16 protein-coding genes and 1 riboswitch are annotated in these 19,519 nt (G+C 71.0%); of the genes, 1 reads left to right on the top strand and 15 read right to left on the bottom strand.

All coding sequences use genetic code 11. From position 1 onward, the window contains the following. Nucleotides 1-122: 122 nt before the first annotated feature. From TCUR_RS22015 to TCUR_RS22035, 5 genes are all read right to left on the bottom strand, one after another. A complete protein-coding gene (locus tag TCUR_RS22015) occupies nt 123-2,636 on the bottom strand; it encodes an ATP-dependent Clp protease ATP-binding subunit (protein ID WP_012854785.1) in 2,514 nt (837 codons plus the stop codon). A gap of 402 nt (nt 2,637-3,038) precedes the next feature. Further along, nucleotides 3,039-3,359, bottom strand: coding sequence for a histone-like nucleoid-structuring protein Lsr2 (locus TCUR_RS22020; protein ID WP_012854786.1), 321 nt, complete (start codon nt 3,357-3,359; stop codon nt 3,039-3,041). Between the two features lie 692 nt (nt 3,360-4,051). Then, a complete protein-coding gene (locus tag TCUR_RS22025; RefSeq protein WP_012854787.1) occupies nt 4,052-4,576 on the bottom strand; it encodes an RDD family protein in 525 nt (174 codons plus the stop codon). 6 nt (nt 4,577-4,582) lie between these two features. Further along, on the bottom strand, nt 4,583-5,311 hold the full coding sequence (locus TCUR_RS22030; RefSeq protein ID WP_012854788.1) for an RDD family protein: 729 nt from the start codon (nt 5,309-5,311) through the stop codon (nt 4,583-4,585). An 8-nt stretch (nt 5,312-5,319) separates the two neighbouring features. After that, nucleotides 5,320-5,880, bottom strand: coding sequence for an amino-acid N-acetyltransferase (locus tag TCUR_RS22035; protein WP_012854789.1), 561 nt, complete (start codon nt 5,878-5,880; stop codon nt 5,320-5,322). A 119-nt stretch (nt 5,881-5,999) separates the two neighbouring features. After that, nucleotides 6,000-6,224: riboswitch (cyclic di-AMP (ydaO/yuaA leader) on the top strand. A gap of 7 nt (nt 6,225-6,231) precedes the next feature. Here TCUR_RS22035 and TCUR_RS22040 point away from each other — a divergent pair. Beyond that, nucleotides 6,232-7,254: an NlpC/P60 family protein gene (locus TCUR_RS22040; protein ID WP_012854790.1), complete on the top strand. Its 1,023-nt coding sequence runs from the start codon at nt 6,232-6,234 to the stop codon at nt 7,252-7,254. A gap of 299 nt (nt 7,255-7,553) precedes the next feature. Here the strand turns inward: TCUR_RS22040 and TCUR_RS22045 are convergent, their stop codons facing one another. From TCUR_RS22045 to TCUR_RS22090, 10 genes are all read right to left on the bottom strand, one after another. Then, the gene (locus TCUR_RS22045; RefSeq protein WP_342610157.1) at nt 7,554-7,838 is read right to left on the bottom strand and encodes a LuxR C-terminal-related transcriptional regulator; all 285 of its coding nucleotides are present in this window, start codon (nt 7,836-7,838) and stop codon (nt 7,554-7,556) included. A 930-nt stretch (nt 7,839-8,768) separates the two neighbouring features. Continuing rightward, nucleotides 8,769-10,268, bottom strand: a complete 1,500-nt coding sequence (gene lysX / locus TCUR_RS22050) for a bifunctional lysylphosphatidylglycerol synthetase/lysine--tRNA ligase LysX (RefSeq protein ID WP_012854792.1) — start codon at nt 10,266-10,268, stop codon at nt 8,769-8,771. Nucleotides 10,269-10,339: 71 nt separating this feature from the next. Continuing rightward, a complete protein-coding gene (locus tag TCUR_RS22055; protein WP_012854793.1) occupies nt 10,340-11,128 on the bottom strand; it encodes a type III pantothenate kinase in 789 nt (262 codons plus the stop codon). Beyond that, nucleotides 11,128-12,009, bottom strand: a complete 882-nt coding sequence (gene nadC, locus TCUR_RS22060) for a carboxylating nicotinate-nucleotide diphosphorylase (protein ID WP_012854794.1) — start codon at nt 12,007-12,009, stop codon at nt 11,128-11,130. Before nadC ends, TCUR_RS22055 begins: the two co-directional genes overlap by 1 nt. 58 nt (nt 12,010-12,067) lie before the next feature. After that, nucleotides 12,068-13,705, bottom strand: a complete 1,638-nt coding sequence (locus TCUR_RS22065) for an L-aspartate oxidase (protein WP_012854795.1) — start codon at nt 13,703-13,705, stop codon at nt 12,068-12,070. Nucleotides 13,706-13,779: 74 nt separating this feature from the next. Continuing rightward, nucleotides 13,780-14,232: an aspartate 1-decarboxylase gene (gene panD / locus TCUR_RS22070; protein WP_012854796.1), complete on the bottom strand. Its 453-nt coding sequence runs from the start codon at nt 14,230-14,232 to the stop codon at nt 13,780-13,782. Beyond that, nucleotides 14,232-15,095 carry a pantoate--beta-alanine ligase gene (panC, locus tag TCUR_RS22075; protein ID WP_012854797.1) on the bottom strand — a complete coding sequence of 288 codons (864 nt, stop codon included), beginning with the start codon at nt 15,093-15,095 and terminating at the stop codon, nt 14,232-14,234. Before panC ends, panD begins: the two co-directional genes overlap by 1 nt. A 70-nt stretch (nt 15,096-15,165) precedes the next feature. Further along, entirely contained in the window at nt 15,166-16,077 is a 912-nt protein-coding gene (locus TCUR_RS22080; RefSeq protein WP_012854798.1) for a Rossmann-like and DUF2520 domain-containing protein, read from the bottom strand. Between the two features lie 122 nt (nt 16,078-16,199). Next, nucleotides 16,200-18,719 carry an ABC transporter permease gene (locus TCUR_RS22085; RefSeq protein ID WP_012854799.1) on the bottom strand — a complete coding sequence of 840 codons (2,520 nt, stop codon included), beginning with the start codon at nt 18,717-18,719 and terminating at the stop codon, nt 16,200-16,202. 3 nt (nt 18,720-18,722) lie between these two features. Beyond that, nucleotides 18,723-19,487, bottom strand: a complete 765-nt coding sequence (locus TCUR_RS22090; protein WP_052305721.1) for an ABC transporter ATP-binding protein — start codon at nt 19,485-19,487, stop codon at nt 18,723-18,725. Nucleotides 19,488-19,519: the final 32 nt, after the last annotated feature.

Raw genomic sequence — 19,519 nt, forward strand, 5'->3', positions numbered from 1 at the left:
TGATCATGACCGGCGCAAGCGCGTCTCGGCCGGGGGTGTCGGGCCGGTCGGCGCCGGCCCGGCGACGGCAAAGGGCCCGCACCGAAGGCGGTGCGGGCCCTTTGTGGCCGGTCTGCAGACCGTCAATCCTTGTTGAAGTTGACCGCGCCCTCCACCGGCGGCGGGGTGTCGGGAACGGTGGACGGCTTGGGCATGCCGGTGAAGGTGAACTTGGCCGACTCGCCGGAGCCCTCCACGCCCACCAGCACGATCTGACCGGGCTTCAGCTCGCCGTAGAGGATCTTCTCCGACAGGCTGTCTTCGATCTCGCGCTGGATGGTGCGGCGCAGCGGACGGGCGCCCAGCACCGGGTCGTAGCCGCGCTCGGCCAGCAGCTGCTTGGCCTCCTGCTTGAGCTCGATGCCCATGTCCCGGTCGCGCAGCCGCTCGTCCACCCGGGCGATCATCAGATCCACGATCTGGATGATCTCCTTGGGGGTCAGCTGGTGGAAGACCACGATGTCGTCCACCCGGTTGAGGAACTCGGGCCGGAAGTGCTGCTTGAGCTCCTCTTGGACCTTGGCCTTCATCCGCTCGTAGTCGCCGACGTGGTCGTCGGGACGGGCGAAGCCCAGCGACTGGCCCTTGGAGATGTCCCGGGTGCCCAGGTTGGTGGTCATGATGATGATGGTGTTCTTGAAGTCCACCGTCCGGCCCTGGGCATCGGTCAGCCGGCCGTCCTCCAGAATCTGCAGCAGGCTGTTGAAGATGTCCGGGTGCGCCTTTTCGATCTCGTCGAACAGCACCACGGAGAAGGGCTTGCGGCGCACCTTCTCGGTGAGCTGGCCGCCCTCCTCATAGCCGACATATCCCGGCGGAGAACCGAACAGGCGCGAGACGGTGTGCTTCTCCATGAACTCGCTCATGTCGAGCTGGATCAGCGCGTCCTCGTCGCCGAAGAGGAACTCCGCCAAAGTCTTCGACAGCTCGGTCTTACCGACGCCCGAGGGGCCGGCGAAGATGAACGAGCCGCCGGGGCGCTTGGGGTCCTTCAGGCCCGCCCGGGTGCGCCGGATGGACTGCGAGAGGGCCTTGATGGCGTCTTCCTGCCCGATGACCCTCTTGTGCAGTTCCTCCTCCATGCGCAGCAGCCGGGAGGTCTCCTCCTCGGTCAGCTTGAAGACCGGAATGCCGGTGGCCGTGGCCAGGACCTCGGCGATCAGTTCCTCGGTCACCTCGGCGACCACGTCCATGTCGCCGGCCTTCCATTCCTTCTCCCGCTGCGCCTTGGCCGCCAGCAATTGCTTTTCCTTGTCGCGCAGCGCGGCGGCCTTCTCGAAGTCCTGCTCGTCGATCGCCGATTCCTTCTCCCGGCGCACCTGGGCGATCTTCTCGTCGTACTCGCGCAGGTCCGGCGGGGCGGTCATGCGGCGGATGCGCATGCGGGAACCGGCCTCGTCGATCAGGTCGATGGCCTTGTCGGGCAGGAACCGGTCGGAGATGTAGCGGTCGGCCAGCTGGGCGGCCGCCACCAGCGCGCCGTCGGTGATGGAGACGCGGTGGTGCGCCTCGTACCGGTCGCGCAGCCCCTTGAGGATCTCGATGGTGTGGCTCAGCGACGGCTCGGCCACCTGGATGGGCTGGAAGCGGCGCTCCAGCGCGGCGTCCTTCTCCAGGTGCTTGCGGTACTCATCCAGCGTGGTGGCGCCGATGGTCTGCAGCTCGCCGCGGGCCAGCATCGGCTTGAGGATGCTGGCGGCGTCGATGGCGCCCTCGGCGGCGCCGGCGCCCACCAGGGTGTGCAGCTCGTCGATGAACAGGATGATGTCGCCGCGGGTGCGGATCTCCTTGAGGACCTTCTTCAGCCGCTCTTCGAAGTCACCGCGGTAGCGGGACCCGGCGACCAGCGCCCCCAGGTCGAGGGTGTACAGCTGCTTGTCCTTGAGGGTCTCGGGCACCTCGCCCTTGACGATCTTCTGCGCCAGACCCTCGACCACCGCGGTCTTGCCCACGCCGGGCTCGCCGACCAGCACCGGGTTGTTCTTGGTCCGCCGCGACAGCACCTGCATGACCCGCTCGATTTCCTTCTCCCGGCCGATGACCGGGTCGAGCTTGCCCTCGCGGGCGGCCTGGGTCAGGTTGCGGCCGAACTGGTCCAACACCAGCGAGGTGGACGGGGTCGACTCCGAGGGCCCGGTCGATGCGGGCTCCTTGCCCTGGGTGTAACCGTGCAGCAGCTGGATCACCTGCTGGCGCACCCGGTTCAGGTCCGCCCCCAACTTGACCAGCACCTGGGCGGCCACGCCCTCGCCCTCGCGGATCAGGCCGAGAAGGATGTGCTCGGTGCCGATGTAGTTGTGACCGAGCTGCAGCGCCTCGCGCAGCGACAGCTCCAGCACCTTCTTGGCCCGCGGAGTGAACGGAATGTGCCCAGAAGGAGCCTGCTGCCCCTGGCCGATGATCTCCTCGACCTGCTGCCGCACCGCCTCAAGGCTGATCCCCAGGCTCTCCAGTGCCTTGGCGGCGACGCCCTCCCCCTCGTGGATCAGCCCAAGGAGGATGTGCTCGGTGCCGATGTAGTTGTGGTTGAGCATCCGGGCCTCTTCTTGGGCCAGGACGACGACCCGCCGCGCGCGGTCGGTGAACCTCTCGAACATCTCGTCGCTCCTCACAGAGCGGTTGGATCAAGCCCGATATGTCCGGACCCGTCCTTCCGCATGCTAGCCCGCCCCGAGGAGGCCACCCGGTGCACTCCCACCAGGAGACGTTCCCCAGCTAAGCGCTGTTCATCCCCATCCAACTACCACGTGGGCGCGGCATGTTCCCGCTACGCCCCAAGCGAACGACGGCACTATCGTGGTCAGGAGATCATCAAAGGACGGCAACAAGATTCTCAAACCCGCCTTGACCTGCGCGTTTCCCCTAGCCGCAGGGGGTTCGAGCCGAGCAGGCGGGCGCGGCGGGCACCCGGCGGGCCGCCGGCGGCGCCGCGGCGCTTCGCCGCAAGCGAACGGCCCGTCCGCCGGTGATGGCGGACGGGCCGTTGCCAGATGACGCAATCAGTGAGCCGCCTCGTACTGTTCCACGACGCTCGCCGGAATCCGGCCGCGCTCATTGACCTTGATGCCGCGCGCCTTGGCCCAAGCGCGGATGTCCGCGCTGCGCTCGCGGCTGGAGGCACCGCGGGAGCGACGGCGACGAGTGGTGCCCGCCTTCCGGGCGTGCTCCACGAAGGGCCTCAGGGATTCCCGCAGCTTCTTTGCGTTTTCGCCACTCAGGTCGATCTCATAGGAGGTGCCATCGAGCGCGAACGACACGGTCTCGTCCGCCTCGCCACCGTCGAGGTCGTCGACGAGAAGCACCTGAACCTTCTGTGCCATGGGGACAGACCTTTCCGCCGGAGCAAACTACATTCGGTTTCTGAAGATATACCGAAGGGCTTGCGGATGACAATTCAACGCGGCGCGACGGAGTTTCCGGCTAGGGGCGGTAACTCCCCGTAATCGGGGGAAGCGATTCCGCTATGCCCGGCTTACTCGGCGGGCGGGGAGGGTGACCGCCCCGCAGCGGTTGAATTGTCCGGCCGCCCATCGCGGCAGACCGCCCTCGCATGGGCGTTTTGTGCCATGGCCGATCACCGGGGACGATGGCGATCTTGGGCCGGCGGGCGAAACGAAGCATCCCGGCTAAAGACCGAGAGCCGCCCTGCACGGCGACCCTGCCTCTCCACAAGGCACGGTTAGAGAGAAAGATACGGGAAAAATGTGCCCAGTACCATCTTAACGGAGCTCCCAGGTCCCCTCCGGCTCCTTCGATTAACCCTTGGGTAACATCGCTAAGCCGGTCAAGGCTACGGAATGCGCCGGTAGCGTCAGAGCCGGTGACATCGGCTCTCGGCGCGGCCCGGCAGACCGGAAGGCGCGCTCAGGCCACGAAATCCGTAGTGGCCCGCCCCGGTGGTTATCAACTCACCTGAGCCGGATAGGGCAGGAAAGCTCCTATCGGCTCACCCCGCCCTCTTCGCCGGCCGGTATCCGGGCCGGCCCGCCACGCCGTGCCGGTCGCGGCGTACTCATCGTCCGGGGGCGCCATCCGCCGTTGTCTGCGGCTGCGCGCGCCGTATCACAACGGTACCCGCAAAACGGTCGTGCAGTGCCCGCCGTCGCGTCTCCTCCAATACCAGACCCGCGTTCACCACCCAAAACAGCCCGGCCACCGGCCCCAGCAGCGGCACCGGCCGAAGGGCGATCGGCAGCGCGTACACCGCCGAGCGCAGCAGCGCCCGGCGGTGCCCCAGGCCCGCACCCGGGCGCTCGGCCACCACCTCCAGGCCGACCAGGCGCTTGCCGAGCGTCCGGCCCCACAGCGCCAGCTGGAGCCACTCGTAGACCAGCAGCAGGGCCGCCAGGACCGGCACGGCGACCAGATCCGCGGTGGGCCTGGACAGCCCCAGGGCCTGCGAGTGGACCACCAGCATCACCGGCAGCCCCACCACGAGGGTGTCCACCACCCGGGCGACCAGCCGTTGCGCAGGCTCGGCCGGCCCTTCCTCCAGGCCCTCTTCCTTACGGCCCTCTTGGTGTCCCTCGTCGTGCATATGGGTTTATTCGTCGTAGCCGTAATGGTCGTCCTCATGGACGATACGGTCATCGACGACGACCGTATCGGCGAAGCGGTCGTGCACGGCCTGGTGGAGCGGCTCGTCCCAGATCGCCCACAGATAGGCCAGCAGCGTGCCCACCGCGGCCAGCAGCAGCCCGTAGGCGGCGTACTCCCAGACCATGACCATCAGGATCAAGAAGAAGAACAGGCCGATCTGGTAGCCGATGTTGTTGATGGCCGCCCGCCAGACCGCCTGCGGCACCGTCATCGGATCGCCGAGCGGATCGGCCCGCACCACGCTCATCCCGAGCACTCGCTTACCGAGAGTGTGACCCCACAAGGACAGTTGAACCGCCTCATAGATGAAAGGCAGGATCGCCAGGACCACGAAGAGCGTGATGATGATCGGCCAGTTCCACACTCCGCCCTCGGTGCGGGTATCGCTGCCCGGCGCGTCCAGGCCGATCACGCCGAAGGCGATCGGCAGCACGAGCGCGAATCCGAACACCGCCACAAGAGCGTTGTCCATCAACCGGGCCAGCGCTCTGCGGTGAATGGGCGCCTGCGGCAGGTCCACGGCCGAGTCCTGATAACCGCCATACCCGCCATGGGCATAGGGCGTCGGTTCCTGCCATTGCCCCGGCGCGGGCTGTTGCTGCCACTGAGCGGGCGGATGGCCGCCCTGCCAGTGCGGGTTGTAGTGTCGCCGCCCGCGGTACGGGTCGCTCATCGCTATGGTCACTCCTCCAGGCGAAGCAGCATCCGGGTGTTGCCCAAGGTGTTCGGCTTCACGCGGTCGAGATCGAGGAACTCGGCCACGCCTTCGTCATAAGAACGCAAGAGCTCTTCGTACACCTCAGGCGACACCGGTGTGCCCTGAATCGGGCGGAAGCCATGACGCGCGAAGAACTCCACTTCGAAGGTAAGGCAGAAGACCCGTCGCACGCCGAGTTCTCGGGCGGTTTCCAGCAGCCTGCTGACGATCCGGTGCCCAATGCCCCGGCCGCTGCAGCGCGGGTCCACCGCGACCGAGCGGACCTCGGCCAGATCCTCCCACATCACGTGCAGTGCTCCGCAGCCGACGACGCCGAGCTCGGCGTCCTCGGCGACCCAGAACTCCTGGATGTCCTCATAGAGGGTCACGGTCGACTTCCTCAGCGTCCTGCCGGTGCCCGCGTACGTGTCGATGTGCCGGCGGATCGCGGGGACGTCGGCCGTCCGGGCCCGCCTGATCGTGACCTCCACAATCAGGTGAGCGTAATCGGTCGGCAAGCGCCATCGGTCACCGTTGCCGGGCATACCGCCCACCGCCGCCGTCGTGTGGATCACTCTCTCGGAGGCCTGTGAATTCCGCCGTTCTGGTTGGCAGCGCGCGGCGACTTCGTTAGTCTGCGACGCTGGCATCGCAGCGAATGCAGACGCTGAAACCGCCGAGTTCGCCGGACGCAGCCAGCGGTCGGCGAAGCCGGGGACCCACCGACAGTTCCCCTGGGCAGGCAGGAGCCGGCCGGCTCCGTCGGACCCAATGGAGGGTGTTCCCCCGGGGTGAATCCGTTCCGGCGCACCCGGGCGCGCCGGTCGCGGTAGGGCTGCTCCTAGCCCGAACCCGTCAGCTAACCCGGTAGGCGGTCCAGGAAGGAGATTGTGCTCGTGGAGCTCACCCGCTCCGAACTCGATCCGGTGCCGGCCGCGGCCATGCGCCCGGCGGCCCGGGGCCGTTCCCTGGGTGCCCGCGTGCGGACCGCCGTGGTGGCCGGGGCCATGCTGATCGCCTCGGGGCTGCTGCCCGTCGCGCCGGCGCACGCCGACCCCGATCCTTCCACCAAGGAGCTGACCGAGCAGGCCCACCGGCTCGCCGACCGGCTGGAGCAGCTGACCGAAAAGTACAACGGCCTGCGGGTGCAGCTGGCGCAGGCCAAGCGGGCCGCCAAGGTCGCCGCCGCCAACGCCGCCCGGCAGGAGGAGGCGCTGGAGGCCATCCGGGAGAAGGTCAGCACGCTGGCCGCCACCACCTACATGCAAAGCGGGGTGGACCCCGCGGTGGCGATGATCACCGGCGAGGACCCCCAGCAGCTGCTGGACCAGGCCGCCACGCTGCGCTACTTCGCCACCCAGGACGGCACCAAGGTGCAGGGCCTGATGGAGGCCATGCAGGCCGCCCAGCGCGCCCGCAAGTCCGCCGAGGACCGCGCCCGGCAGGTCGAGACGCTGCGCGCGCAGCTGGAGCGGCAGCGCAAGGAGGTCGTCGAGCTCTACGAGAAGATCCGCGGCCAGGTCATCAAGCGCGACCCCGAGGCGCTGGTGGAGCTGCCGGTGGTCGGCGACGGCAAGGCGGCCCAGGCGCTGCGCCATGCGATGACCAAGCTGGGCAAGCCGTATGTGTGGGGCGCCGCCGGTCCCAACGCCTTCGACTGCTCCGGGCTGGTGATGTGGGCCTACAAGCAGGTCGGCATCAACCTGCCGCACTACACCGGCAGCCAGTGGAACGCCGGCACGCGCATCTCCCGCAGTCAGCTGGCACCGGGCGACCTGGTGTTCTTCTACTCCGACCTGCACCACGTGGGGCTGTACATCGGCAACGGCAAGATGATCCACGCGCCGCGCACCGGTGACGTGGTCAAGATCGACTCCATCGACGGCCGTCCCTACGCCGGTGCGGTCCGGGTGGCCTGACGGGCGCCCCGCCTGCCGCCATGACCGCTTCCCCGAAGACGGCGAACGGGGCCAGGCCATGCAAGGCCCGGCCCCGTCGGTCGAACCTCCCCCGTCGCGGCCCGGTGCCGCGGCCGACGGTGCGCGGATCGAGGAAGGCTCCTATGTCCGTGACACGCCGCTACAGGCGACACGTCCCCCGTGGTGTGGCATGTCGCCGTGTGCTGATGCCGGGGGGATGCCTCGGCGGTTCGGCGAGGGGTTCCGCCGCCGGCATGGGTTCCGGCACTGTGCCGGCCGGATCGGCGCCGCGGACGACGCTAGATCAGCTGCCTCTTGGCCGCCCAGACGACGGCCTCGATGGGGGTGTTCACATCCAGCCGATCGCAGATCGTCCGCAGGCGGCGGCGCAGCGTCCGGGCGCTCAGCTCCAGCCTGCGCGCCGCGACATCGGCGGTGACCCCGCTGGCGATCTGTGCCAGCAGCCGGATCTCCTCCTCGCTCAGGCACGGCTCATCGGTGCCACGACGTGCGAGTGTGGCCTGTTCCACTCCGTCCTCCCTCGTCCGTGGTAATGACCGCGGGGATGCGGCTGCGTGCCGCATAGGTACGGGTAGGCCTGGATCAGTACGCGCATGATGGCGGGGTGAGGGGTTGTCGACCGGCCCACAACAGCCGACGGGTCGCGCGTATGGATTGGATTCACCGGAGACCTTGCTGGTTTCCTCGCAGCTGATTTCCTCGCGGTCCCCCTGTCCGGTCTCCTTGCCGCTTCGATGCGCCGGGGCAGGCGGCGCTCGTCCTGATGGCCGAATGCGGCCGATGCCCCCGATATCTGGCGCTGCTGGGCGTGGTTGGGTAACCATTCAGTGGAGGGTCCACGCCAGATCGGCTCGATCCGGAGCGGTTCGGCCCAGGGGACGCCGCAGGCGGCTTGCAGCGGGTTGGGCACCCGCCGGATCCCCCTGCCGTCACTGCCGCAGATGCCGGAAGGGGGGCATGCGTGTCCGGAATGGGTCATGATCGAGCCTCTTCCGCCCATCCCTTCTCATGTCCCCGACCATCCGGCAGTGATGATCGTGAAACGTTATGGTGCACTACGGCACGGAACGCTAGGCGGCCGATAGTGGACCGTCAAGCGCGCAAAGGTGACGATACGTAGTACTCTCCCTTGCCGTCAGTGATCCCCTGTCGCACCGCTCCGGGTGCCGACGCGGTGACCTGCGGCAACGAAACTCTCATCAGCCGCCCTCCCTCGATCCGGCTTGCCCGGCCGCATCGAGGGCGTACTTCGACACACTCGAGTTGGGACCTTTTCGGACGTCCCAAACAGCTCATCTTTCGCGACCGAATAGTGACTCTGAGTTCATCCGGCGCGGCAGGCCGCCGCCGGCACGGCCCGCTGTACGGCCTTTGAGCCCCTTCTCGGCAAGCCCGCCGAGGGGTTTTCGGACACATTTCACGTTCCCGGGGCGCTGTCAAGATCTGCCCGGGAAGCGCTCAGCGGGCCGCGCCGACGACGGCACCGGCGGCCCTCAGTTGGGCTTGACGAGCGGGAACAGGATCGTCTCCCGGATGCCCTTGCCGGTGAACGCCATGATCATCCGGTCGATCCCGACGCCCACCCCGCCGGTGGGCGGCATGCCGTACTCCAGCGCCCGCAGGAAGTCCTCATCCAGCTGCATGGCCTCCGGATCGCCCCCGGCTGCCAGCAGCGACTGCTCGGTCAGCCGGCGGCGCTGCTCGATCGGGTCGATCAGCTCGCTGTAGGCGGTGCCCAGCTCGGTGCCGAACCCGATCAGATCCCACTTTTCGGTCAGCAGCGGCTCGGAGCGGTGCTGGCGGGTCAGCGGCGAGGTCTCCAGCGGGTAGTCCATCACGAAGGTGGGCTGGATCAAGGTGTGCTCGACGAGCTCCTCGAACAGCTCCTGAACCAGCCGGCCCTGCCCCCACTTGGGATCCCAGGCGATCTGGCGGGCGTCGGCCAGCTTGCGCACCTGCTCCAGCGGGGTGTGCGGGGTGATCTCCTCGCCGAGCGCCTCCGACACCGAGCCGTACAGCGTGATCCGCGGCCACTCCTCCAGCCCCAGATCGACCTCCTGGCCCTTGTGGACGACCACGGTGGTGCCCAGCGCGGCCTGCACCGCCCGCTGGTACATCCGCTGGGTCAGCACCGCCATGTCGTTGTAGTCCAGGTAGGTGCCGTAGGCCTCGAGCATGGTGAACTCGGGGTTGTGGGTGGAGTCGGCACCCTCGTTGCGGAAGTTGCGGTTGATCTCGAAGACCTTGTCGATCCCGCCGACCACCAGCCGCTTCAGGTACAGCTCGATGGCGATCCGCAGGTACAGGTCCATGTCGTAGGCGTTGATGTGGGTGACGAACGGACGCGCCGCCGCGCCGCCGTGGATCGGCTGCAGCATCGGGGTCTCGACCTCGAGGTACCCCTCCTCGTGCCAGAAGTCCCGCACCGCGCGCACGGTGTCGCTGCGCAGGTAGGCCATGCGGCGGGCCTCGTCGTTGACGATCAGGTCCACGTACCGCAGCCGCACCCGGGCCTCCGGGTCGGTCAGCCCGGCGTGCTTTTCCGGCAGCGGGCGCAGGCACTTGGAGGTGATCGCGTAGCGGTCGGCCATGACCGACAGCTCGCCGCGCCGGGAGGTGACGACCTCGCCCTCGACGCCGATGTGGTCGCCGAGGTCCACATCCCGCTTCCAGGAGGCCAGCGCCTCCTCGCCCACCCGGGCCTGCGACAGCATCACCTGGATCTGCCCGGTGCCGTCCCGGATGGTGGCGAAGCACAGTTTGCCGGTGTTGCGCAGCAGCATGACGCGTCCGGCGACGCCGACTTTGTCGCCGGTCTCGGTACCGGGTTCCAAATCGGGGTAGCGCTCGCGAACCTCGGCCAGGGTGGCCGTCCGGGGGAAGTTCACCGGGTAGGGGTCGATGCCGCTCTCCCTGAGCCGGGCGAGCTTCTCCCGGCGCACCCGCATCTGCTCCGGGAGGTCCTCGTAGTCCTGCTGCTGGCTGTCACTCACGAACGTCAGGCTACCGATCCCGCGCGGGCGCCGTGCACACCGGCGGCGCCCGTGCAGGACCGGCCGCCCGCTCAGCTGCCGCCGATGTTGCGCTCGTAGATCAGGCGCAGCCCGATCAGGGTGAGCCAGGGCTCATAGACGTCGATGCAGCGGGCCTCGTCCAGCACCAGCGGGGCCAGCCCGCCGGTGGCGACCACGGTGAGGTCGTCGGGGTTGTCGGTCAGCTCCTCGGCCATCCGGTCCACCAGGCCGTCCACCTGGCCGGCGAAGCCGAAGATGATGCCCGACTGCAGGGCCTCCACGGTGTTCTTGGCGATCACGTGGCGGGGACGGACCAGCTCCACGTTGTGCAGCTGGGCGCCGCGCTCCGACAGCGCGTCGATGGAGATCTCGATGCCGGGGGCGATGGCGCCGCCGATGTACTCGTTCTTGGCCGAGACCGCATCGAAGGTGGTGGCGGTGCCGAAGTCGACCACGATGGCCGGCCCGCCGTACAGGTGGATGGCGGCCAGCGCGTTGACGATCCGGTCGGAGCCGACCTCCTTGGGGTTGTCCATGCGGACCGGGACCCCGGTCTTGACGCCGGGCTCCACGATCACCGCGGGCACGTCCCCGTAGTAGCGGCGGCACATCTCCCGCATCTCGTGCAGGACCGCCGGCACCGTGGAGCACAGGGCGATGCCGCTGATGTCGGTGTCGGTGAGCAGTGGACTCTGGCTGATCAGGCCCTGGAAGACCACCGCGATCTCATCGGCGGTGCGCCGCGCGTCGGTGTTGATCCGCCAGTGCTCGATCACCTCGTCGCCCTCGAAGAGGCCGAGGACGGTGTTGGTGTTGCCGACGTCGATGGTGAGCAGCATCAGGTCCCCGCTGGTTCGGAAAAGTCAAGGCCGATGTCGAAGGAGGGCGCCGAATGCGTCAGCGCCCCCACGGCAAGGTAGTCCACACCGGTTGCGGCGGCATCTCGGGCCCGGTCCAAAGTGAGGCCGCCGCTGGCCTCCAGCTCGGCCCGGCCCGCCACCAGGCGCACCGCCTCGCGCATCTGCTCGGTGCTCATGTTGTCCAGCAGGATGGAGCGGGCCCCGGCCTCCAGCGCCTCGGCGACCTGCTCCAGGGTGTCGCACTCCACCTGGATGTGCAGGGACGGGTACATGGCGCGCACCGCCTGGAACGCCTTGGTCACCGAACCGGCGGCGGCCACGTGGTTGTCCTTGATCAGCGCGGCGTCGTGCAGGCCCATCCGGTGGTTGACGCCGCCGCCGCAGCGCACCGCGTACTTTTGCAGGGCGCGCAGGCCGGGCAGCGTCTTGCGGGTGTCGCGGATCTTGACGCCGGTGCCGGCCACTGCGTCCACCCACCGCCGGGTCAGCGTGGCGATGCCCGACAGGTGGGTGAGCAGGTTCAGCGCCACCCGCTCGGCCCGCAGCAGGCCGCGGGTGGAGCCGGAGACGGTCATCAGCGCCTGCCCGGCGCCGACGCGCTCACCGTCTTGGACGTGCGGGACGGTGGTCAGCCCCAGCAGGTCGCAGACGACGGCGGCGACGGGGATCCCGGCCACCACCCCGTCCTGGCGGGCGGTGAAGACGCCCCGGGCGGTCTGCTCGGGGCTGAAGATCGGCTCGCTGGTGACGTCCACCTCGCCGTCCTCGGCCAGCGCCCTGCGGGCCAGGTCCTGCACCTCCCGCGGGTCGAGCCCGGCGTGGATCAGCCACCGTTCGTGCTCCGGCCGGTCCGGCAGCATCGCACAACTCCCTCGTTCACAGCGGACGTTCTCACAGCGGTCTTCGGCGGGCCCGAACTCAGCGCAGCGGCTCGTACTCGGTGGTCAGCCGCCCGCCGACCGACCGGGTCACCAGGTGCCCCAGCCAGGCGGCGTCGTCGCGGTCGGGGTGGTCCTCCCGCCAGTGGCTGCCGCGGGTCTCGGTGCGCCGCCGGGCGGCGGCGGTGATCGCGGTGGCCACGGTGTGCACGTTGGTGGCCTCCCACGCCTCCAGGCAGGGCTCCCGGCTCGTCCGCTCCCCCAAGGCGGCCAGTTCCCGCTCGGCGGCCCGCAGCCCCTCGGCGTTGCGCAGCACCCCCACGTGGGCGGTCATGACGCGCTGCACCCGGCCCCGCACCTGCGGGTCCAGCAGCCCGCCGGGCTCGTCCGCCCCGCCGATGCGGCCGGCGGGCGGGGCCGCATCCAGGTCGCCGGCGATGGCGGCGGCGATGCGCTCGCCGAACACCAGGCCCTCCAGCAGGGAGTTGGAGGCCAGCCGGTTGGCGCCGTGCACGCCGGTGCAGGCGACCTCACCGCAGGCGTACAGGCCGGGCACCGAGGTGCGGCCCCAGGCGTCGGTGCGGACGCCGCCGCTGGCGTAGTGCGCGGCGGGCACCACGGGGATCGGCTCGGTGACCGGGTCGATGCCGTGGTCGCGGCAGGTGGCCAGGATGGTGGGGAAGCGCCGTTCCCAGGTGGCCGCGCCCAGGTGCCGGCCGTCCAGGAAGACATGGGACGTTCCAAGCTCGCGCATCCGGCTCATGATCCCCTTGGCGACCACGTCCCGGGGGGCCAGCTCGGCCAGCTCGTGCCGGCCGAGCATGAACCGCTCGCCGCGGGCGTCGATCAGGTGCGCGCCCTCGCCGCGCACCGCCTCGGAGATCAGCGGCTGCTGCCCGCCGGCGTCCGGTCCCAGCCACAGCACGGTCGGGTGGAACTGGACGAACTCCAAATCGGTGACGGCGGCGCCGGCGCGCAGCGCCAGCGCCACCCCGTCGCCGGTGGACACCTCGGGGTTGGTGGTGGCCGAGAACACCTGGCCGAGCCCGCCGGTGGCCAGCACCACCGCCCGGGCGCGGACGGCGCCGACGCCGTCGCGCCGTCCCTCGCCCATGACGTGCAGGGTCACCCCGGCGGCCCGGCCGGTCTCATCGCGCAGCAGGTCCAGCACCAGGGCGTGCTCGATGGCCTCGATGCCGGCCTGTTTGCGGGCGGCCAGCAGGGCGCGGCTGATCTCGGCGCCGGTGGCGTCCCCGCCGGCGTGCGCGATGCGGCGGCGGCGGTGGCCGCCCTCGCGGGTCAGCGCCAGCGTGCCGTCGTCCTCCCGGTCGAAGCAGGCGCCCCGGTCGATCAGCCGGCGCACCGCGTCCGGCCCCTCGGTGACCAGGGCGCGGACGGCGGTCTCATCGCACAGTCCCACCCCGGCGGTGAGGGTGTCGGCCAGGTGCTGTTCGGGGCTGTCGCCGGGGGCGAGGGCGGCGGCGATCCCGCCCTGCGCCCAGCGGGTGGAGCCGGCCTCCAGCAGCGCCTTGGTGACCAGCAGCACCCGGCCCGCCCCCGGCAGGCGCTCGGCGACGGCCAGGGCGGTGACCAGCCCGGCGATGCCGGAGCCGACCACCACCACCTCGGTGTCGACGCTCCAGCCGGGTTCGGGCGCGCGCAGGCGTCGAGGGATCATCTGCCCTCCTCGGGATTTTTCGTCACTATGACATTAACCGGGAGGAAACAGCGCGCCGACGCCGGGGGCGGTCTTCACCGGATCCGGCCGTCGCCGGGCACGGCCTGGGCGCCCTGCAGCAGGGCGTCGCCGCGCAGCTGATCGCTGCCGGGGACGGGCTCGGCCGGGTCCTCGCCCAGCGAGATGATCCGGTTGGACCGATCCACGTGCACCACCCGGGGCGTGAAGGAACGGGCCTCCGCGTCGGTCATCACGGCGTAGCTGATGATGATCACCAGGTCGCCGGGGCTGACCAGGCGGGCGGCGGCGCCGTTGACGCCGATCACGCCCGAGCCGCGGGGACCGGCGATCAGGTAGGTCTCCAGCCGGGCGCCGTTGTCGATGTCGACCACCTGCACCTGCTCGCCGGGCAGCAGGTCGGCGGCGTCCATCAGGTCCGCATCAACGGTCAGCGAGCCCACATAGTGCAGGTCGGCCTGGGTGACCGTGGCGCGGTGGATCTTCGACTTGAACATCGTGCGGAACATCACTTCTCCCGGGGCTCGAGGGTGAGGGGGACATTGTCGATCAGCCGGGTGGTGCCGACCTTGGCGGCGACGACCAGCACGGCCTCACCGGCATGGGACTCGCCGACCGGCTCGAAGGTGGCCGGGTCGACCAGTTCGAGGTAGTCGGGAACCAGCGGCGGGTCGGCCTGCTCGGCCTCGGCCAGCACGGCGCGGGCGGCGTGCAGGATCGCCGCCGGGCCCTCGCCCGCGGCCTGCTCGCCGGCCCGCAGCGCCCGCGACAGCGCCAGTGCGGTGCGGCGCTCCTCCGGCGACAGGTAGCGGTTGCGGCTGGAGAGCGCCAGGCCGTCCGCCTCGCGCACGGTGGGGCCGGCCTCGATGCGCACCGGCACGTCCAGGTCGGCGACCATGCGGCGGATCAGCGCCAGCTGCTGGGCGTCCTTGGCGCCGAAGACCGCCACATCCGGGCGGACCTGGTTGAACAGCTTCATCACGACGGTGAGCACCCCGTCGAAGTGGCCGGGCCGGGAGGCGCCCTCCACCACGGTGCCCATCCGCCCGGCGCTGAGGCGGACCTGCGGCTGGGCGGGGTACATCTCCTCCACCGTGGGCGCCCAGATCAGGTCCACGCCCTCGGCCGCGCAGGCGGCGACGTCGGCCTCGAACGTCCGGGGGTAGCGGTCGAGGTCCTCGTGCGGGCCGAACTGCAGCGGGTTGACGAAGATGCTCACCGCCACCGCGTCGGCCAGCTCCCCGGCCCGGCGGATCAGCGACAGGTGCCCCTCGTGCAGCGCGCCCATCGTCGGGACGAGCGCCAGCGTGCCGGTGATCTCGGCGCGGGCACTGGCCAGCTCCTCGCGGGTGCGGGCGATGACCGGTGTCATGGCTGCTTTTCCCCTTTCACACCTGGTCAGGGCGGTAGGACGGGAGGGGACGAGGCCCCGGGAGGTCTGTTCAGGAGTCGGCCAGCGCTTCCAGCAGCCGCTCGGCGTCTTCGGGTTTGAGCAGCCCGGCGGCCAGCGCCCGGTCGGCGGTCAGGCGGGCCATCGCCACATAGGCGCGGGCGCTTTCGGGGGAGACCTTGGCCAGCTCGGCGATGTGGCCGGCCACGGTGCCGGCGTCGCCGCGGGCCACCGGGCCGGTCAGCCCGTTCATGCCCAGCCGCAGCGCGTTGTCCAGCGCGGCGCCCAGCAGCGGCCCCAGCATGCCCGCCGGGTCGTCCACCCCGGCGGCGCGCAGCAGGTCCATCGCCTCCACGACCAGCGTGACCAGGTGGTTGGCGCCGCTGGCCAGGGCCGCGTGGTAGAGGGTGCGCCGCTCTTCGGGGATCCACACCGGGTCCCCGCCCATCTCCACCACCAGCGCCTCGGCGACCGGGCGCAGCGACGGCGGGGAGGTCACCCCGAACCGGATGCCGGCCAGCCGGTTCAGATCGTCGGGGCGTCCGGTGAAGGTCATCACCGGGTGCAGCGCCAGCGGCAGCGCGCCCGCCCTCGTCGCCGGGTCCAGCACCCCGATGCCGTACCGGCCGCTGGTGTGCACCAGCAGCCTGCCCTCCACCGGCACGCCGGTGGCCACCAGCCCGGCCACCAGCTCCGGCAGGGCGTCGTCGGGGACGGTCAGCAGCACCAGCTCACAGGAGGCCACCGCCTCCTGGGGGGTGACCAGGCGGGCGCCGGGCAGCCGTTCGGCGGCGCGGCGGCGGGAGGTCTCGGAGATCGCGGCGGCGGCCCTCACCTTGTGCCCGGCCAGCCGCAGCGCCGCCCCCAGCGCGGTGCCGACCCGTCCGGCGCCGACCACGCCGACCGACAGCCGGGCGGGCCGGTCCTCGGGCGTGGCCGAAGACGGCACGGCATGTGAATCCATCGTCGTTCCAGTCCTCAGTCGGGTACCGGACGGTGCCCGCATAGCGTACCCGGAGCCGGATCGCTCCGGGTACGCCGCGTCCCCGTCACGGCGGGTACCCGCCGAGTCTGGCAGCGGAACGCTCAGTCGTGGGCGAGCGCCGCCACGACCGACGCCTTGGCGGCGCGGCGGGCCGGCAGCACCGCGGCGGCCAGTCCGGCCGCGGCCGCCAGCGCCATCAGGCCGGCGAGCTGGGCGTAGGGCAGGGCGAACACCACCGACTCGCCCATCGCCCCGGTGGCCGCCCAGCCGAACGCCGCGCCGAGCACCACCCCGGTCAGCGCGCCGATCACCGCCATGATCACCGCCTCCACCGACAGCATCAGGCGGAGCTGGCCTCTCGTCAGGCCCAGGGCGCGCAGCAGCGCCGACTCGCGGGTGCGTTCCACCACCGACAGGCCGAGGGTGTTGGCGATGCCGAACAACGCGATGATCACCGCCAGGCCCAGCAGCCCGCCGAACACCAGCAGCAAGGTGTCGATGGCCCGGTTGAACTGGTCCTTCGCCTCGGCGACCGAGGTCACCTTGACGGTGGGAAGGTGCCGGGTGGCCTGCTCCAGCGCCTGCCGCGCACGGTCGGGATCGGCGCCGTCGCGGACCTTGGCGTAGATCATCCAAGGGCCCTGGGCGCCGAAGTGCGCGGCGAAGTCGGCCTCAGGCAGCAGGTAGGGCGGCAGCGGCGTCTCCCCGTCGAACACCGCCACCACCGTGAACGGCACCGTCCCTCCCTTCACCGTGAGGCGGACCGTCCGGCCGACGGCCAGGCCGCGGCGTTCGGCCGCGCTGCGGTGCACGGCGATCGTCCCGGGACGCAGGTCGTCCAGCGATCCGCTCACCACCGGGGGATTGACCAGGTCGCCGAGGGAGGCGCGGGTGACCGCCCCCACGGCGACGGGGTCGCCGCCCAGGCGCGCCTGCCGCCGCCACAGCTCGGTGACGTGGGCCAGGTCGGGCCGCTCGCGCAGGCGGGCGGCCAGATCGGCCGGCAGCCTCATCCGCTCGTCCGGCTCACCGGTGCCGAACTGGGTGTGCACCTGGAAGTCGACCGGGAACTGCCGTTCCAGCATCGCCAGCGCGGTGGCCCGGCCGCTGGCCGCCACCACCGCGAACAGGCTCATCAGCCCCACCCCGATGGTCAGCGCGATGGTGGTGGTGGCGGTGCGGCGCGGGGTGCGGTGGGCGTTGGCCACCGCCAGCCGCCCGGGGACGCCGGTGAGGCGGGCCGGCAGCGCGCCGACCATCCGTCCCAGCGGGCGCACCAGCGCGGGCATCACCGCGACCACCCCCAGGAACAGCAGGGCGCCTCCGGCGGCGACCGTGAGCATCGCGCTCTCGCCCTTGTCCATGGCCAGCGAACCGGCCAGGGCCACCGCCACGCCGAGGCCGCCCAGCAGGGCCGCCGCGATCGTGCGGGGCAGGCCCAGCCGGAAACGGCCCCCGCCCGGCTCCGGTTCCGTGCGCAGCGCGGCGACCGGGGCGACCCGGGTGGCGGCGCGGGCGGGCAGCAGGGCCGCCAGCACGGTCGCCACGACGCCGACCGTCAGCCCGGCGGCGACGGCGACCGGGGTCACGGTGAAGAAGTCGGCGGAGACACCGGCGTCCGTTCCGCCCAGCAGCGCCGACAGCCCGCCCGCCAGCGCCACGCCCAGCACCAGCCCGGCCAGCGAACCGGCCAGGCCGACCAGCGCCGACTCCAGCAGCACCCCGCCGAAGACCTGGCGGCGGGTGGCGCCGACGCAGCGCAGCAGCGCCGTCTGGCGCATCCGCTGGGCGATGAGGATCGCGAAGGTGTTGTAGATGACCAGCGCGGCCACCAGCATGGACACCACGCCGAAGAGCAGCAGCCCGATGCGGATGACCCCGGTGTCGGCGCCCGCCCGCTGCACCAGCCGCTCGCCCAGCTCGCGGGCGGTCACCACGTCGTAGCCGGGGCCGACGGCCGCGGCGACCGCCCGGCGCAGCGCCGCCGGGTCGCCGTCGCCGAGCACGTCGATCTCGATCAGGCCGGGCCGGGCGGTGACCGCGGCGATGGCCTCGGGGGTGAAGCCGAGGCCGCCGCGCCATCCGACCTCCGCGTCGATGCCGAAGTCGGCCAGCCCGGTCAGGGTGAAGCGCCGCTCCCGGCCCGCGGCGTCCAGCACCGTGAGGGCGGCGCCCACGGCGAACTCGTTGCGTTTGGCGGTCCGCTCATCCAGCACCACCTCGTGCGGCGCGGCCGGAGCCCTCCCTTGGAGGATGTCGTAACGCTGCAGCGGACCGGTGGTGACCGACAGGGCGATGGGGGGCATGTCGCCGTAGGCCTTGCCGTCCTTGCCGATCAGCACGGCCTCGCCCCGCAGCATCGGGTGAACCTGTCGCACTCCCGGCACCGCCCGGACCGCCGCCACCGTCCGCTGCGTCATCTCCTCGCCGCCCCTCTTGGGCAGCACGGCCACGTCCACCTTGCTCGCCGAGGCGGTGAACTTCTTGTCGATGCCCGCCTGCATGGTGTCGGTGAGGACGAACGTGCCGGAGATGAAGGCGACGCCGAGCATGACGGCCACGGTGGTGAGCACCAGCCGCAGCCGGTGGACGCGCAACCCGGCCAGGCAGACCCGCAGCATCCCTCAGCCTCCCAGCGCCTTGAGCCGGTCGAGCACGGTCTGCGGGGTGGGCGCGGCCAGCTCGGAGACGATCCGCCCGTCGTGCAGGAACACCACCCGGTCGGCATAAGAGGCCGCCACCGGGTCGTGGGTCACCATCACGATCGTCTGGCCCATCTCCCGCACCGACAGCCGCAGGAAGTCCAGCACCTCGGCGCCGGCGCGGGAGTCCAGATTGCCGGTGGGCTCGTCGGCGAAGATCACCTCGGGGCGGGTCACCAGCGCCCGGGCGCAGGCCACCCGCTGCTGCTGGCCGCCGGACAGCTCGCCGGGCCGGTGCGTCAGCCGGTCGCGCAGCCCCACCACGTCCACCACCCGGTCGAACCAGGCCCGGTCGGGCCGGCGGCCGGCCAGCCGCAGCGGCAGCAGGATGTTCTCCTCGGCGGTCAGCATGGGCAGCAGGTTGAAGGACTGGAAGACGAAACCCACCCGCTCGCGGCGCAGCAGCGTCAGCCGCCGGTCGCCCAGGCCGGTGATCTCGGTGCCGCCCAGCGTGATCCGGCCGGAGGTGACGGCGTCCAGCCCGGCCAGGCAGTGCATCAGGGTGGACTTGCCGGACCCGGACGGCCCCATGATCGCGGTGAACGCGCCCTTGGCGAACGTCACGCTGACCCCGCGCAGGGCGTGCACCGCCGCGTCCCCGCTGCCGTAGACCTTGACCACGTCGGCGGCGGCGACGGCCGGATGGCCGGCGGGCGGCCCGGCATCGCCGGGCGCGCGGGAGAGCATGCTGGTCACGTAGCCTCCTCGGAATGTGCGGA

This window comes from Thermomonospora curvata DSM 43183 (assembly GCF_000024385.1).
Lineage (GTDB): Bacteria > Actinomycetota > Actinomycetes > Streptosporangiales > Streptosporangiaceae > Thermomonospora > Thermomonospora curvata.